The organism is Sphingomonas sp. VDB2 (assembly GCF_047946695.1).
In the GTDB taxonomy this organism is placed as follows: domain Bacteria; phylum Pseudomonadota; class Alphaproteobacteria; order Sphingomonadales; family Sphingomonadaceae; genus Sphingobium; species Sphingobium bisphenolicum.
On record NZ_CP159615.1, the window covers coordinates 3,667,752 to 3,683,170 of the forward strand.

General features: G+C 65.2%; 12 protein-coding genes. 7 read left to right on the plus strand and 5 right to left on the minus strand.

Features of this window, described 5'->3' with window-relative positions:
• Positions 1 to 20: 20 nt before the first annotated feature.
• Positions 21 to 2,195: a 3-hydroxyacyl-CoA dehydrogenase NAD-binding domain-containing protein gene (locus tag ABT375_RS18305; protein ID WP_416463576.1), complete on the minus strand. Its 2,175-nt coding sequence runs from the start codon at positions 2,193 to 2,195 to the stop codon at positions 21 to 23.
• Between the two features lie 139 nt (positions 2,196 to 2,334).
• Positions 2,335 to 3,543 (minus strand): acetyl-CoA C-acetyltransferase, encoded by a 1,209-nt coding sequence (locus ABT375_RS18310; protein ID WP_416463577.1) that lies wholly within the window; start codon positions 3,541 to 3,543, stop codon positions 2,335 to 2,337.
• Between the two features lie 219 nt (positions 3,544 to 3,762).
• Between ABT375_RS18310 and ABT375_RS18315 the strand changes: the two genes are divergently transcribed.
• Together ABT375_RS18315 and ABT375_RS18320 are read left to right on the plus strand one after the other, a co-directional pair.
• Positions 3,763 to 4,497: a metallophosphoesterase family protein gene (locus ABT375_RS18315; protein WP_416463578.1), complete on the plus strand. Its 735-nt coding sequence runs from the start codon at positions 3,763 to 3,765 to the stop codon at positions 4,495 to 4,497.
• 40 nt (positions 4,498 to 4,537) lie between these two features.
• The gene (locus tag ABT375_RS18320) at positions 4,538 to 6,208 is read left to right on the plus strand and encodes an MFS transporter (protein WP_224550010.1); all 1,671 of its coding nucleotides are present in this window, start codon (positions 4,538 to 4,540) and stop codon (positions 6,206 to 6,208) included.
• A gap of 35 nt (positions 6,209 to 6,243) precedes the next feature.
• On the opposite strand, the gene ABT375_RS18325 is transcribed toward ABT375_RS18320, so the two are convergent.
• Entirely contained in the window at positions 6,244 to 6,843 is a 600-nt protein-coding gene (locus ABT375_RS18325; RefSeq protein ID WP_224550011.1) for a nucleotidyltransferase family protein, read from the minus strand.
• A gap of 155 nt (positions 6,844 to 6,998) precedes the next feature.
• Between ABT375_RS18325 and folE the strand changes: the two genes are divergently transcribed.
• The 5 genes from folE to ABT375_RS18350 all read left to right on the plus strand — a co-directional run bounded on the left by folE (position 6,999) and on the right by ABT375_RS18350 (position 13,130).
• Positions 6,999 to 7,604, plus strand: a complete 606-nt coding sequence (folE, locus tag ABT375_RS18330) for a GTP cyclohydrolase I FolE (RefSeq protein ID WP_261935230.1) — start codon at positions 6,999 to 7,001, stop codon at positions 7,602 to 7,604.
• Entirely contained in the window at positions 7,601 to 8,440 is an 840-nt protein-coding gene (locus ABT375_RS18335; protein ID WP_224550013.1) for an SDR family oxidoreductase, read from the plus strand. Before folE ends, ABT375_RS18335 begins: the two co-directional genes overlap by 4 nt.
• Positions 8,441 to 8,524: 84 nt before the next feature.
• Positions 8,525 to 9,304 (plus strand): enoyl-CoA hydratase-related protein, encoded by a 780-nt coding sequence (locus tag ABT375_RS18340; RefSeq protein ID WP_261935229.1) that lies wholly within the window; start codon positions 8,525 to 8,527, stop codon positions 9,302 to 9,304.
• Positions 9,305 to 9,534: 230 nt separating this feature from the next.
• Positions 9,535 to 11,907, plus strand: coding sequence for a TonB-dependent receptor (locus ABT375_RS18345; RefSeq protein ID WP_416463579.1), 2,373 nt, complete (start codon positions 9,535 to 9,537; stop codon positions 11,905 to 11,907).
• A complete protein-coding gene (locus ABT375_RS18350; RefSeq protein WP_416463580.1) occupies positions 11,907 to 13,130 on the plus strand; it encodes a dipeptidase in 1,224 nt (407 codons plus the stop codon). Before ABT375_RS18345 ends, ABT375_RS18350 begins: the two co-directional genes overlap by 1 nt.
• 111 nt (positions 13,131 to 13,241) lie before the next feature.
• Here the strand turns inward: ABT375_RS18350 and mmsB are convergent, their stop codons facing one another.
• Both mmsB and ABT375_RS18360 read right to left on the minus strand, forming a co-directional pair.
• A complete protein-coding gene (gene mmsB, locus ABT375_RS18355) occupies positions 13,242 to 14,126 on the minus strand; it encodes a 3-hydroxyisobutyrate dehydrogenase (RefSeq protein WP_416463581.1) in 885 nt (294 codons plus the stop codon).
• A gap of 146 nt (positions 14,127 to 14,272) precedes the next feature.
• Positions 14,273 to 15,361, minus strand: a complete 1,089-nt coding sequence (locus ABT375_RS18360) for an enoyl-CoA hydratase/isomerase family protein (RefSeq protein ID WP_416463582.1) — start codon at positions 15,359 to 15,361, stop codon at positions 14,273 to 14,275.
• Between the last annotated feature and the right edge of the window lie 58 nt (positions 15,362 to 15,419).

Genomic DNA, 15,419 nt, shown 5'->3' on the forward strand with positions numbered 1-15,419 from the left:
CGTTAAGATTTACAGTCGGATCATGCCGCCGCCTTGGCCGGCGCCGGATGATAGAAAGTCGCGCCGCTCGCCGCCATCTCGCGAAGCTGCGCCGTCGGAGCGAAGCGCGGGCCATGTTCCGCCGCCAGCCGGTCCAGCACGGCCACGACATGGGCGATGCCGACCGTGTCCATATGGCTGAACGGTCCGCCGGTATAGGGTGCAAAGCCCCAGCCGAAGATCGCGCCGATATCGCCGTCCTCGGGGGTTTCCAGCACGCCTTCCTCGAAACAGCGGGCGCATTCGATCAACTGGCGATAGAGCATCCGTTCCTTCACCGCCTCGACATCGGGCTGCTGCGCCGCGCGTGGAAACATCTCGCCCAGCACCGGCGACAGATGCTTCTTGCCGCCTTCGGGATAGTCGTACCAGCCCTTGCCATTCTTGCGGCCCAGGCGGCCGGCCTCGACCATCTGCACCATGATCTCGTCCGACTCCTGCGGGACATAGGCGTCGCCCAGTTCCTTCTTCGCGGCGCTCATGATCTTCCAGCCCAGTTCGATCGACACCTCGTCGCTGACGGCCAGCGGGCCAGTGGGCATCCCCAGTTGTTTGCCGGCATTTTCGATCAGCGCCGGATTGACGCCCTCGCCGACCAGTTCCGCGCCTTCCTGCACATAGGTGCCGAAGCTGCGCGAGGTGTAGAAGCCGCGGCTGTCATGGACGACGATCGGGGTCTTCTTGATCTGGCTGACGAAATCCAGCGCCTTGGCGATCGCGGCGGGGCCGGTCTTTTCGCCCAGGATGATCTCGACGAGCGGCATCTTCTCGACTGGCGAGAAGAAATGGACGCCGATGAAATTCTCCGGTTTCGTCCACGCCTGCGCCAGTTTCGTGATCGGCAGGGTAGAGGTGTTGGACCCGAAGATGGTGTCCGCGCCCAGCACGGCTTCGACCTGTTTGGTGACGTCCGCCTTGATCGTGACATCCTCGAACACGGCCTCGATGACGAAATCCGCGCCGGCCAGGTCGGCATAATCGGTGGTCGGCGTGACGCGCGCGAGAGTCTGCTCCAGCTTTTCCGGCGTCATGCCCTTGCCCAGCCGCTTCTTCAGCACTTCCTCGACATGCGCCTTGCCCTTTTGCGCATAGGCCAGGTCGCGATCGAACAGCACGACCTCTATCCCCGCCTGTGCGGCGACGGTGGCGATGCCCGCGCCCATCATGCCGGCGCCCAGCATGGCGAGCTTCTTCGTCGGCGCCTTGGCCTCGCCCTTGGGGCGCCGCGCGCCGCGCTCGGCGGCCTGTTTGTTGACGAACAGGGTGCGGATCATGTTGCTCGCCTGGCGGTCGGCGGCGACCTTGGCGAAATATTTGCTCTCGATCTGGATCGCCCGGTCCATCGGCAGGGTGATGCCTTCATAGACCGCCGACAGCAAGGCGATCGGCGCGTGCATGTTGCGCTGGGTCTGCTTCAGCGTCATCGGCAGCGCGCCCGCCATGGTCTGGACGAAGGCGGGATTGAAGCCGCCCGCGCCACCGGGCACCTTGAAGCCCTTGACGTCCCAGGGCTGGGTACCGGCGGTCGGGTTCGCCTGCACCCAATCCCGCGCGGCCTGAACCGCCGTGCCCTGCGGCACGACCGCGTCCACAACCTTCAGCATCGCGGCCTCGGCCGGGCGGAACAGCTTGCCTTGCAACATATACATCAACGCGGCCTGCACGCCCATGATGCGCGGCAGGCGCTGCGACCCGCCGCCGCCGGGGAACAGGCCGATCAGGATTTCGGGCAGGCCCATCTGGGTCCTGGGGCTGTCGCCCACGAAGCGGCGATGGCAGGCCAGCGCCAGTTCGAACCCGCCGCCGACGCAGGTGCCTTCGATGGCGCAGGCGATCGGCTTGCCGCTGGTTTCCAGGCGACGGAACAGCGCGTTCAGCACGAACAGATCGTCGTACAGCGCCGCCGGGGCGGGGGCATCCCCCGCCTTCGCCAGCATCGCCCCGAAAAATTTCAGGTCCATGCCGGCCATGAAGCCGCTATCCTTGCCAGACGCGATGACGGCGCCCTTGATGCCCTCTTCGGACGCGATGCGCGTGATCGCGGCGTCCAGATCGGCCAGGAAGTCCGGGCCGATGACGTTCATCGACTGGCCGGGGACGTCGATCGTCAGAATGGCGATGCCGTCGGCGTCGATGTCGAATGCGATGGTGTTCATTGGTATGGCTACCTTTCCCAAACCCCGTTCGTCCTGACTAGCCATTGAGCGAAGTCGAAATGGCGTATCCAAACATGCTTCGATACGGGCCTTCGACAGGCTCAGTCCCTACTCAGCGCGAACGGGTCTTATCCTTGTTTCAAACGCGCTCGATGATGATCCCGGTGCCCATGCCCGCGCCGACGCACAGGTTGACGAGCGCCGTGCCCTTGCCGGACCGTTCCAGTTCGTCCAGCGCCGTACCCAGCACCATCGCCCCGGTCGCGCCCAGCGGATGGCCAAAGGCGATCGCGCCGCCATTCACATTGATCTTGTCATGGTCGAGGTTCATCGCCTGCATGTAGCGCAGCACGACCGACGCAAAGGCCTCGTTCAGTTCCCACAGGTCGATGTCGGCGGCGGACATGCCTGCGCGGGCGAGCAGCTTGCCGGCGACGAATTCCGGCCCGGTCAGCATGATCAGCGGTTCCGATCCGATCGAGGCCATGGCGCGGATGCGGGCGCGGGGCTTCAGCCCATATTTGTCGCCCATATCCTTGTTGCCGACCAGCACGGCCGCCGCGCCATCGACGATGCCGCTGCTGTTGCCGGCATGATGGACATGGTTGACCTTCTCCAGTTCGGGATAGCGCAGCAGCGCCACCGTATCGAAACCGGGCATATCCTCGCCCAAGGCCAGGAAGCTGGGCTTCAGAGCGCCCAGCGACTGCATCGTCGCGTCGGGGCGCATATGTTCGTCATGGTCCAGCGCCACGCGGCCGATCACGTCCTTCACCGGCACGATCGACTTGGCGAACCGGCCTTCGTCCCAGGCGGCCTTGGCGCGCTTCTGGCTTTCGACGGCATAGGCGTCCGCATCGTCGCGGCTGATGCCGAACTTGGTGGCGATCACATCGGCGCCGATGCCCTGCGGCGCGAAATAGGTCTTGTAGGCGACCGCCGGGTCCATCGCCCAGGCACCGCCGTCCGACGCCATCGGCACGCGGCTCATGGATTCGACCCCGCCGCCGATCGCGAACATCGCCTCGCCCGAATAAACCTTGGCGGCGGCCATGTTCACCGCCTCCAGCCCCGAAGCGCAGAAGCGGTTGATCTGCACGCCCGGTACGGTCTCCGCATAGCTGGCGTTCAGCACTGCGACGCGGGCGATGTCGGCGCCCTGTTCGCCGACCGGGCTGACGCAGCCCAGGATGACGTCATCAACGTCCGCCGTGTCGATCTGGCTGCGATCGCGCACCGCTTCCAGCACCTGCGTCGCCAGTTGAATGGGCGTGATCTCGTGCAGCGACCCGTCGGCCTTGCCCCGGCCACGGGGCGTCCTGACGGCGTCGTAAATATAGGCTTCCATGTCTTTCCCTCTCCGTGGGCTGCCCTTCGGGCGCACTGGATGTGAAGGGAAATGTATTTACGTTTACGTAAAGTGCAAGTGTAAATGCATGGGCCATATGCCGTCCCGCCCTGCCGTAGCGGCAGGTGGAGGGGCTGGAGCGAAACATCGCAGATACTGTCCAACTTGCTGTCGCACGCCGCCCTTTCGCGGTGCGAATCCCTGTGCCATTCAGGGGCGATGCGGATCGCCATCCTCTCCGACATTCACGGCAATATCGCCGCGCTCGACGCCGTGCTGGCCGACGTCGAGCGGCGCGGCGCGGATGCGATCGTCAACCTGGGGGACATCCTGTCCGGGCCGCTCTTCCCCTGCGAGACGGCCGACGGGCTGATGGCGCTCGACCTGCCCACGATCCGCGGCAATCATGAGCGGCAATTGCTGACCCTGCATCAGGACCGCATGGGCGCGTCGGATCGCTACACGGACTCGGTCCTGCAACCCCGTCATCGCGACTGGATCGCGGCGCTGCCGGAAAGCCTGTGGCTGGCCGACGATGTGCTGATGGTCCATGGCGCGCCGGGCGATGATCTCTGCTATTGGCTCGAAACGGTCGAACCCGCCGGGTTGCGGGCCGCCACAGCGGATGAAGTGGAGTCGCGGGCAGGGGGCGTAGCCGCGCCTTTGATCCTATGCGGCCACACCCATATTCCCCGCATCCACCGCCGACCGGACGGCGGAATGATCGTCAATCCCGGCAGCGTGGGCTTGCCGGCCTATGCCGACGATCATCCTGTGCCGCACAAGGTGGAGACGGGCGCGCCCCATGCCCGCTACGCGATCGTGGATCGGACGGCGGACGGATGGCGGGCGGAGCCGATCGCCATCCCCTATGACTGGGAAGCCGCCGCCCGCGCAGCGGAGGCACGCGAACGCGCCGATTGGGCCATGGCGCTGCGCACCGGGCGCGTTTAGGAGCGTTGCGCCCTCGGCGTTGCGGCTTATATCCCCCTTCATGGACAGCGTGACGCAAACCCCGACTCAAGAACCGCCTTCGCCGCTCTCCATCCCCATCTTTCGCGCGATCTGGACCGCCAGCCTTGCGTCGAACTTCGGCGGTCTGATCCAGTCGGTCGGCGCGGCCTGGATGATGACCTCGCTGTCGGCCTCGCCGCAACTGATCGCGCTGGTTCCGGCCGCCACGACCTTGCCGATCATGCTGCTGTCGCTGTGGGCCGGGGCGGTCGCCGACAATCTCGACCGGCGCAAGGTAATGATCGCCTGCCAGGCGTCGATGCTGATCGTGTCGACTGCGCTGGCGCTGACCGCCTGGGCCGGGCTGGTCACGCCCTGGCTGCTGCTGGGCTTCACCTTCCTGATCGGCTGCGCCACCGCAATCAACGGTCCCGCCTGGCAGGCGTCGGTCGGTGACATGGTGCCGCGCGCCATCCTGCCGAGCGCGGTCGCGATGAACTCGATGGGCTTCAATCTGGCGCGTAGCGTCGGTCCGGCGCTGGGTGGCGTGATCGTCGCGGCGGCGGGGGCGGCGGCGGCCTTCCTGACCAATGCGGTCAGCTATATCGCCCTGCTGACGGTCCTGTTCCGCTGGCGACCGGACCTGCCACCCAAGCTGCTCCCGCGCGAGCGGCTGGGCGTCGCGATGGGGGCGGGCGTGCGCTATGTCGCGATGTCGCCCAATATCCAGTTGGTGCTGCTGCGCGGCGCCGCCTTCGGCATCGGCGCCAGTGCGGTGTCGGCCTTGATGCCGCTGGTCGCTCGCGACGTGCTGGGCGGCGGGGCGCTCACCTTCGGCATGACCAGCGGCGCGTTCGGTATCGGCGCCGTGCTGGCGGCCTTGTCGACCCGCCATTTGCGGGCGCGCTTCTCGGTGGAGACGATGGTGCGGTCGGCGGCGCTGACCCTGGCGCTCGGCACCGCCATCACTGGCGCCAGCAGTTGGCTGGCGCTGGCGCTGCTGGGCTATCTGCTGGCGGGCATGGGATGGGTGACGGCGCTGGCTACGTTCAACGTGTCGGTGCAGATGTCGGCGCCGCGCTGGGTCGTGGCGCGGGCGGTGTCGCTCTATCAGATGACCGCATTCGGCGGCATGGCGATCGGGGCGTGGATGTTCGGCTGGATCGCCGAGCATCATGGCGTGGTGGAGGCGCTCTATGCGTCGGCCGGCGCGCAGTTCGCGGCCGCCATGCTGGGCCTGCTCCGCCCGCTGCCGCAGGCCGGTGAGGATAATCTGGACCTGCAGAATAGCTGGCGCGAACCGGATACGGCGGTGCCGGTGGAACCCCGCAGCGGACCGGTGGTCGTCACCATCGAATATCGCATCCCGGCCGGATCGATCGTGCCCTTCCTGTCCGCGATGAGCGAGCGGCGGCGCATCCGCCGCCGCGACGGCGCGCATGGCTGGTCGCTGATGCGCGACCTGGGCGATCCGGCCTTATGGGTGGAGCGCTATCATGTGTCGACCTGGCTCGATTATGTCCGGCACAATCAGCGGCGGACGGTGGCGGACATCGACAACAGCCAGGCCATCCATGCGCTCCATGCCGGTCCCAACCCGCCTGTAGTCCACCGGATGCTGGAACGCCAGACCGGATCGCTGCCGATCAGCCGCGCGCCCGACCCGCGTGAGATGGGCGATCCCATGACCGATCCGACCCGGTCGAACTAGACTTGGAAATCGCGTAAACCAATAATCTGGCGTAGTTATTGCGGCGTCACCGGTCGCCAGCCGGGCAGATCCTCCGGTGTGTCGATATCGTGCAGGACATTGCCCGTCGTTTCGATCTGGATGCCGTGGCTCAGCAAGGCGCGCGCGCCCTGGTCGCCCTTCAGCGCCAGCAGTTCGGGGAAATGCTTGCGGCCAATGAAGGCGGGCGGGGAAGAGGAGAAGCCGTCGGTGGAAGCGACGACGGACCTGATGTCCTCCGCGGCCAGGCAGATGCGGTTATAATGAGTCTGCGGCACGTCTGGCATGTCGGCCAGGCAGATGAGGATGCCGCGTATCTTCATGTTGGGCATGACATAGTCGACCGCGCGGACGATGCTGCCCGATATGCCTTCTTCGGGCCGGTCGTTGACGATGATGGTATAGCCGCGCCGGTCCAGCTTGCGGTGGATGACAGGGGCCTGCTCGATCGGGCGCACGACCGCGATCAATTCGGCAAAGGCCATGGAGGCGACCGTTTCCAGCACATGGGCGGCGAGCGGCTTGCCGCGCAGGTCGGCCATCAGCTTGTCGTCTTCGCCAAAGCGGGTGGATGTTCCGGCCGCCAGCAGAACGGCGGCGATCCGTTCAGTGCGCATGGATGTTCAGGCGGTAATGCATTGGCTGGTGGCGATCCCGATTATTCCCCGATTTGCCACCATGGCGATCTTGTGTCCAGCGGTCCGAAAGACACTGGCCATCACGCACCCCAACCGCCATATGCGTCGCAACAGCATAAGGAGTGGCCCTGTTCATGGCTTGTGAACTCGAAGCGGAGACCGTCGGCGAAGGCAAGGAGCCGGTTCCGGCCGAAGTCAGCGAGGCGATCCGCACCCTGATTCGCTGGTCGGGCGATGCGCCCGAACGCGAAGGCCTGATGGAAACGCCCGAACGCGTCGCGCGCGCCTGGCGTGAATATTGCCGCGGCTATGGCGACGACCCGGCCTATCATCTCTCGCGCATCTTCCATGAAGTGGGCGGCTATGACGATGTCGTCCTGCTCAAGGATATTCCGTTCCAGTCGCATTGCGAACATCATATGGCGCCGATCGTGGGGAAGGCGCATATCGCCTATCTGCCCGGCGCCTATGTCGTGGGCATATCCAAGCTGGCCCGTGTCCTGCACGCCTATGCCAACCGGCTGCAGGTGCAGGAACGGCTGACATCCGAAGTCGCCAACTGCATCTGGGATCATCTGAAACCCCAGGGCGTCGCGGTGGTGATCGAGGCGACCCATGGCTGCATGACCGGGCGCGGCGTGCGCACGCCCAATGTCATCATGAAGACCAGCCGTATGCTCGGCGTGTTCCGCGACGATGAAAAGTCGCGGGAGGAAGTGCTGAAGCTCATCGCTTCATGAGCGGCGACGACGAACCTGCCTATCGGCCGCTGGGTAAGGCGCGCAGCGACACCGCGCCGGTCGGCGCGCCGCTGGCGCCCAAGCGGCTGGCGCTCGTCACGGGCGGGCATCGACGGCTGGGCGGCATCATTGCGGCCGCGCTGGCGAAGGCCGGTCATTCGCTCGCCATCCATGGCAGCCACGATACGCGGCTCGATTCCCATCTGGCTCTGACCTTCGAGGAGGAGGGCACGGAATGGGACGGTTTCGTCGTCGATTTCGCCGATCCGGAAGGGGCGGAGGAATTGGTGGCGAAGGTCGCGGAGCGGTTCGGTCGCCCGCCAGACATATTGATCAACAGCGCCGCCCTGTTCGGGCAGGACCGGCTCGACACGGTCACGGCCGACGACCTGATGACGCATTATGCGGTGAATTGCGCCGCGCCGACCTTGCTGACCAAGGCGTTCGCCACCGTGCCGGCGGGGGTGGGCGACCGCTGCATCGTCAACATCCTCGACCAGCGCATCGATCACCCCCATGCCGACCAGTTGGCCTATACGCTCTCCAAGCTGGCATTGGCCGGGCTGACGCGCACCAGCGCCGGCAGCCTTGCGCCCAAGGTGCGGGTCAATGCCGTCGCGCCGGGCCTGACGATCGCGACGCCCGACTATGACGAGGCGCAGATGGAACGTCTGGCGGAGATGATGCCGCTCGCCCGCCTGCCGCAGGCGGAGCAGATCGCGCAGGCGGTGCTCTATCTGGTCGAGGCGACCGCCGTGACCGGGCAGACGCTCTATGTCGATGGCGGCGCGCACCTCAAAAGCTATGATCGCGACTTCATGCATCTGTGCCGATAGGCTCGGCGCAAATGCGGGCGCACGGGGACTGGTGCAGCGCCGCCCATGCCCATAGAGCGGTCCCAAAGACATAAGGAGATGGCGATGACTTACGAGACGATCCTGGTCGAGCAGCGCGACGCCGTGACGCTGATCACGCTCAACCGGCCGCAGGCCCTGAATGCGCTCAACAGCCAGGTGCTGAAGGATCTGAGCGCGGCATTCGGCGCCTATGACGCCGATCCGACCCAGCGTTGCGCGGTGCTGACCGGCAGCGGCGAAAAGGCGTTCGCGGCCGGCGCCGACATCAAGGAAATGGTCGACAAGGACGCGGCCGACTTCTTCCTGGAGGATTTCTTCTCCGGCTGGCAGACCGGCGTGGTGGCGACCCGCAAGCCGTGGATCGCGGCGGTGCAGGGCTTTGCGCTGGGCGGCGGCTGCGAACTGGCGATGATGGCCGACTTCATCCTGGCGGGCGACACGGCGAAATTCGGCCAGCCCGAAATCAAGCTGGGCGTCGCGCCCGGCATGGGCGGGTCGCAGCGGCTGACCCGCGCGGTGGGCAAGGCCAAGGCGATGGAAATGTGCCTGACCGGCCGCATGATGGACGCCGCCGAAGCCGAACGTTCGGGTCTGGTGAGCCGTATCGTCCCGGCAGCCGAATTGCTGGACGAAGCGCTCAAGGCCGCCGCGGCGATCGCTGCGCTGCCGCCCATGGCGGCGATGATCAACAAGGAAATGGTCAACATCGCCTTCGAAACCGGCCTGGCGCAGGGGCTGCTGACCGAGCGTCGCCTGTTCCAGATACTGACCGCGACGCAGGACAAGAAGGAAGGCATGACCGCCTTCGTCGAAAAGCGTGCCGGCGTCTGGAAGGGGCGCTGATATATTGCGGCGGGCGACCGCACTGAAATTATCCGTAACATATTGATTGTTCTGCCATAGGCCGAGAAAATCTCATTGGCCTATGGCGGAGTTCCCCGACAGTCTCGTTTCACAAGAAAACGTAGAAACGACGGCGGGTACAGACAGGCGTCCCCGGTCATCGTTCGGGGAGAGGTGAGGCGTGCAAAAGCGCCCCCTGATTGGCTCGTTGTGAAACAGGGAGCCCTTGCATGTCCGTTATCTCGTCCATCCGTCGTTCCGCGCGCGCGGCGCTACTGTTCGCCTGCGCCACCGGGGCGCTGAACGCCGCCCATGCGCAGGAACCGGTCGGCGACGAGAGCGAGACGATCACCGTCACCGGCCGCCGCATCTCGCAATCGTCCGAAGCGATCGGCGAGGACAAGATCAGCAATGTCGTCGCGGTGACTCGCGAGGCGCTTTTGTCGGCGCCGTCGGGCATTTCGGGTCTCAAGATGCTGGAGCAGCTACCCGGCTTCAACGTTCAGACCGACGGGGCGCTCGGCCTCTACGAGTTCGGCAACAGCGTCCAGACCCGCGCCTTCAATCTCGACCAGATCGGCTTCGTGGTCGACGGCATCCCTACGGGTCGCAGCGACGCCTTCGGCGGCAGTCCGGTCTTCCGCTATGTCGACAATGAAAATCTGGGCGTGGTGGAAGCCTCGGTCGGCGCGGGCGACGTCGGCCTGCCCAGCTATTCGACGCTCGGCCCGGTGGTGCAGTATAACAGCATCGCACCGCAGGACGAGATGGGCCTGTTCGTGTCGCAGAGCTTCGGCGACGACAGCCTGAAGCGCACTTTCATCCGCGTGAACTCCGGCAAGGTCGGTCCGTTCAAGGCCTATGTCAGCCGCACCAAGCTCAACAGCGACCTGTGGCGCGGCCCCGGCACGATCGACCGCGAGCATTGGGAAGCGCAACTGCACGCGGATCTGGGTGGCGATAGCTGGGCGCGGTTCAAATTCGTATCGAACGACTTTTTCGACTATGATTCGCCGACCCTCACGCGCGCGCAATATAATTGCGCGAGCACCAACCTGGTCGGCCAGTGCGGCCGCGATTATGCCTATCTGGAAAATGTCCCCAACACGACGACCAACTTCGCGCCGGCGGTGGCGGGCGTCTATTATTCCAACAGCAATTACGCCAACGTCTACAATCTCGCCATCAACGTGCGTAAGGATCGCCTCTATGGCGCAACCTTCCATGCCGGGATCGCCGACGGGGTATGGGCGGAATCGACCCTTTATTGGGAAGACAAGGGCGGCTATGGCGTGTCGCCCGACACCTATGCCAATTCGCTGACCCGCTACACCGCACAGGCGCAGGCCGGCCTCGCCGTCACCGCGCCCAAGGGCGTGCAATATGGCCGGTCGGGCGTGGGTGGCAATCGCTACGGCATCGCCAACAAGCTGCACTGGGAACAGGGCAACAATATCGTCGAGGCCGGGCTGTGGGCCGAAGTCGACAAATATCACCGCACCCAGGCGCGCTACAACACGGTCGATGGCGCGCCCGACGGCGAACCCAATCTGGACGAGCTCGTCTATCTGCGCCGCAACTATCGCTCGCAGCGCGATACGTTGCAGGTGTCGCTCAAGGACACGCTCAAGCTGATGGACGACCGGCTGGTGCTGGACGTGGGCTTCAAGGGGCTGATGCTCGACTACAGCCTGCGCGGCTATCGCGACTTCGACGACTATTATCGCGTGGTCGGCGGCGTCGGCGTTGCCGGCTGGGGACCGCAGATCAACAGCGCCCATTATCGCGACATGTTCCTGCCGATGGCCGGCGTGCTTTACAAGCTGGATGGGCGCAGCCAGATTTTCGCCTCCTATGCCGAGAATATGGCGCTGCCCAAGGGGATGGACGACATTTATGCCGTCACCCGCACCGGCACCTCCGCGCTGGTGCCGCAGCCCAATCCGGAGCGTTCCAAGAATATGGAGCTGGGCTTCCGCACCAACCAGGGCCAAGTCTATGCCTCGATCGCGGGCTATTACACCAAGTTCAAGAACCGCATCCAGTCGATCACGACCTTCGTCGAGGGCGGCGGCGCATCGACCGAAACCTTCTACCAGAATGTCGGCCGGGTGAAGGCCTATGGCGTCGAAGCCAGCGGCACCTACAAGCCCGCCTTCCTCAATGGCCTGGCCTATGCCAACGCCAACGTCACCTACAACCATGCCAAGTTTCAGGACGACATCGTCGCGTCGGTGACCTATGCGACGGCGGGCAAATATATCCCCGACAGCGCCAAGTGGATCGTCAGCGGGGGCGTGACCATCGAACCGGCAAGCTGGCTGGTCGCCAATATCTCGGGCAAATATACCAGCAAGCGCTGGTCGACCTTCACCAACACGGCTGGCTCCAGTGTCCCCGCCTATACCGTGTTCAGCGGCTATGTGGACATTGGCGACGGCTTCAGCCTGGGTCCGATCAAGAGCGTGAAGGCGCGGTTCAACGTCGACAATATCTTCGACAAGGACGTATTGTCCTTCATCTCTTCGTCGGTGACGGGCGACGGCGCATTCCGGCCGCTGTCCCCGCGCACCTTCCAGTTCACCATCTCGGGTGAAATCTGATGCGGGCCGGGTGGATGATGGGGGCGGCGCTTCTGGCGCTGCTCCCGGTCGCCGCGCAAGCGCAGGATGTGTCCAAGAAGGTGTATCAGCTTCATCAGAAGCTCATCACCCTCGACAGCCATCTCGATACGCCGGCTTCGCTCGACCTGCCGGGTTGGTCGATCGACGAGGAACATGGCGTCCATAGCGACTATACCCAGGTCGATTTGCCACGGATGAAGAAAGGCGGCCTGGATGGCGGTTTCTGGGCTATCTATACCGGGCAGGGGCCGCTGACGATCGAGGGGTTCCGCAAGGCGCGCGACTTCGCGATCCTGCGCGGCCTGTCGATCCGGTCGATGGTCGCCGCCGATCCGGCCAATTTCCAACTCGCGCTGGAGGCGAAGGACGCGGCGCCGATCGCGGCGGCGGGCAGGCGGATCGTCTATATGTCGATCGAGAACGCCTATCCGCTGGGCGAGGACGTGTCGCTGATCGACCTGTTCTACGACATGGGCGTGCGTGTGTCGGGGTTCGCCCATTTCGCGCATAACCAGTTCGCCGACAGCTCCACCGACCCGTCGAAGAAGCCGCGCTATGGCGGGCTCAGCCCGCTGGGCAAGGAATTGCTCAAGGAAATGAACCGGCTGGGTATCGTGCCCGATGCCTCGCACTCGTCGGACCAGGTGCTGGATGACCTGCTGGCGCTGTCCACCACGCCGGTGCTGCTGACCCATTCGGGCTGCAAGGCGATCTACGATCATCCGCGCAACGTCGACGACGCGCATCTGAAAGCCTTGGCGGCCAAGGGTGGGGTGATCCAGATGAACGCCTATGGCGCCTATCTGCGCGCGTCCAAGCCCAATCCGGAGCGGCAGAAGGCGTTGATGGCGCTATACGGGCAGATGCGCGAGGACGCCAAGCTCTCGCCGGAGAAGCGCGCCGAACTGCTGGCCAAGCGGCAGGAGATAGACAAGCTCTATCCCGATACCGATCGGCCGACCTTCGATGATTTCATGGCCCATATGCTGCACGCGCTGAAGGTCGTGGGGCCGGATCATGTCGGCATCGGCCTCGACTGGGACGGTGGCGGGGGCGTGGTGGGCATGGAGGATGTGGTCGCCCTGCCCAAGATCACCGATGCGCTGCTGAAGGCGGGCTATTCGGAGGCCGACATCCAGAAAATCTGGTCCGGCAACGTGCTGCGCGTGCTCGCCGCGGCGGAGGCGGGCAAGGGGAAGTAGAGTTCCGTTCGCCCTGACTGAGCGAAGTCGAAGGGTCAGTCCGACCGTAGGGAGGACACTTCGCTTCGCTCAGTGATGGGCTTCGACTTCGCTCAGCCCGAACGGACGGCGTCACTTCCCTTCCAGCATCTCGATCATAAGGGAGAAGTCGCGGCCGGCTTCCCCTTGGTTGGCGAGCATCTGGTAGAGCGCTTCGGCGGCATTGCCCATCGGCACGCTGGCGCCGACCGACGCGGCGGCTTCGGTCGCCAGTTTCAAGTCCTTGAGCATCAGGCCGACCGCGAAGCCGCCCTGATAGCCATTGTCGGACGGCGATTGCGGGCCGACGCCGGGGACGGGGCAGTAGCTGGTCATCGACCAGCTCTGGCCCGACGACACGCTGGAGATGTCGTAGAAGGTCTGGGGATCGAGCCCCAGCTTCTTGGCCATGGCGAAACTCTCGCAGGTGGCGACCATGGTCGCGCCCAGCAGCATATTGTTGCAGATTTTCGCGCCCTGGCCGTTGCCCGCGCCGCCGGCATGGATCACCGCCTTGCCCATGGCGGACAGGATCGGCCGGGCCTTGGCGAAGGCCGTATCCGCGCCGCCGACCATGAAGGTGAGCGTTCCGCCGTTGGCCGCCGCGATGCCGCCCGATACGGGCGCGTCGACCATCTCGAAGCCTTTGGCGACGGCCGCGTCGATCACGCGGCGCGCGGTGGCGACGTCGATGGTCGAACAGTCGAGGAAGAGCGCGCCGGGCTTTGCCACGCCGAATACCTGCTCGTTATAGACGCTCTCGACATGCTTGCCCGCGGGCAGCATCGTCACCACCGCGTCGGCCCCGGTCACCGCGTCGGCGGCGCTGGCGGCGCGGACGGCACCATGGCCTTCCGCCTTGGCCAAAGCCTCTTCCGACAGGTCGAAGGCGCGCACGGCATAGCCGTTCTTGAGCAGGTTGGCGGCCATCCCGCCACCCATATTGCCAAGGCCGATGAAGGCGATCGTCTGGGTCATAATCCTATCCTCTTCCGCTTAACTTCGCATATTTCCCGCATATTCGGACATTATGTTGCGCTGGCCCGATCCTATCGGAAAGTCGGGCGCGAAGGGCGGCAGAGGCCGGACCCAAGTCTATCAGCCGACGTCCCGATAGGACAGGATCAGTCCGCGCCGGCCCGTGGCGGCAGGGGTGTCCACTGGCTGCCCGCAGGCAGCGGCGCAAAGATCGCGTCGATCATCGCATCGCTCACCCCCTCCAGCGTGGCCGGATTCCATTGCGGCGCATTATCCTTGTCGAAAATCACCGCGCGGACGCCCTCGACGAAATCGGGGCGGCGGATGATCGCGCAGGCGAGGCCATATTCCATCGCCATATTGGCGGCGAAGTCGGTCTTGGCCGCGCCCTCGACCAACTGGCGCAGCGCCACCTTGATCGTCTGGGGCGATTTGGTGGCGAGCACCGCCAGTTGCTTGCCCGACCACTCGCCGCCGTCCGCCTGCAGCGCGGCGACGATCGCCTCCGCCTTGTCGGAGGCGAACAGCCGGTCGATGTCGGCGCGGTGCGCGTCCAGCTTCGATAGCGGCGGGGTTTCGCCATTTTCGTCCAATATTTCGCCCAGCCCGGTCGGGTCGGCCAGGATGCGCGCCTTGATCGCATCCAGCCGGTCCGATGCGATATAATGGGTGGCGATGCCGACGGCGGCGCAATCCGCCCCGTCGATCCGCGCGCCCGTCGCGGCCAGCCAGGCGCCGACGCGGCCGGGCAGGCGCGGCAGATACCAGCCGCCGCCCACGTCGGGGAACAGGCCGATGCCGGTTTCGGGCATGGCGAAATTCGTTCGCTCGGTCGCCACGCGGAACCGGGCGGGAAGGGAGATGCCCACGCCGCCGCCCATGACGATGCCGTCGATGAAGGCGACGATCGGCTTGGGATAGACGAACAGCAGATGGTTCATCCGATATTCGACATGGAAGAAGCGTTCGGCCTCGACGCAATCGGCTTTCGCGCTGTTGGCGATCAGCGCGATGTCGCCGCCGGCGCAGAAGCCGCGCGACAATTTGGGATCGCCGTCGGCGGCGGGCAGATGATCGATCATCACCGCGACGACCGCGTCATCCTCGCGCCACGCCAGCAGCGCGTCGTTGATCGCTTCGCACATCTCCGGGGTGAGGGCGTGGATCGCCCTGGGCCGGTTCAGGCGGATGCGGCCGACGCCGTTGTCGATGATGGTCAGGACTTGGTCGGTCATGTCATTCTCCTTCCTCGCCCCATCGAGGGAGAGGGATGCGAAGACTTGGCAGCCTTGC

Bases quoted from the DNA above. Each gene is read 5' to 3' on its own strand.
- ABT375_RS18345 (WP_416463579.1), top strand. From the start codon at position 9,535: ATGTCCGTTATCTCGTCCATCCGTCGTTCCGCGCGCGCGGCGCTACTG.
- ABT375_RS18310 (WP_416463577.1), bottom strand. From the start codon at position 3,543: ATGGAAGCCTATATTTACGACGCCGTCAGGACGCCCCGTGGCCGGGGC.
- ABT375_RS18360 (WP_416463582.1), bottom strand. From the start codon at position 15,361: ATGACCGACCAAGTCCTGACCATCATCGACAACGGCGTCGGCCGCATC.
- ABT375_RS18315 (WP_416463578.1), top strand. From the start codon at position 3,763: ATGCGGATCGCCATCCTCTCCGACATTCACGGCAATATCGCCGCGCTC.
- folE (WP_261935230.1), top strand. From the start codon at position 6,999: ATGGCTTGTGAACTCGAAGCGGAGACCGTCGGCGAAGGCAAGGAGCCG.
- ABT375_RS18340 (WP_261935229.1), top strand. From the start codon at position 8,525: ATGACTTACGAGACGATCCTGGTCGAGCAGCGCGACGCCGTGACGCTG.
- ABT375_RS18335 (WP_224550013.1), top strand. From the start codon at position 7,601: ATGAGCGGCGACGACGAACCTGCCTATCGGCCGCTGGGTAAGGCGCGC.
- ABT375_RS18305 (WP_416463576.1), bottom strand. From the start codon at position 2,195: ATGAACACCATCGCATTCGACATCGACGCCGACGGCATCGCCATTCTG.
- ABT375_RS18325 (WP_224550011.1), bottom strand. From the start codon at position 6,843: ATGCGCACTGAACGGATCGCCGCCGTTCTGCTGGCGGCCGGAACATCC.
- ABT375_RS18320 (WP_224550010.1), top strand. From the start codon at position 4,538: ATGGACAGCGTGACGCAAACCCCGACTCAAGAACCGCCTTCGCCGCTC.
- mmsB (WP_416463581.1), bottom strand. From the start codon at position 14,126: ATGACCCAGACGATCGCCTTCATCGGCCTTGGCAATATGGGTGGCGGG.
- ABT375_RS18350 (WP_416463580.1), top strand. From the start codon at position 11,907: ATGCGGGCCGGGTGGATGATGGGGGCGGCGCTTCTGGCGCTGCTCCCG.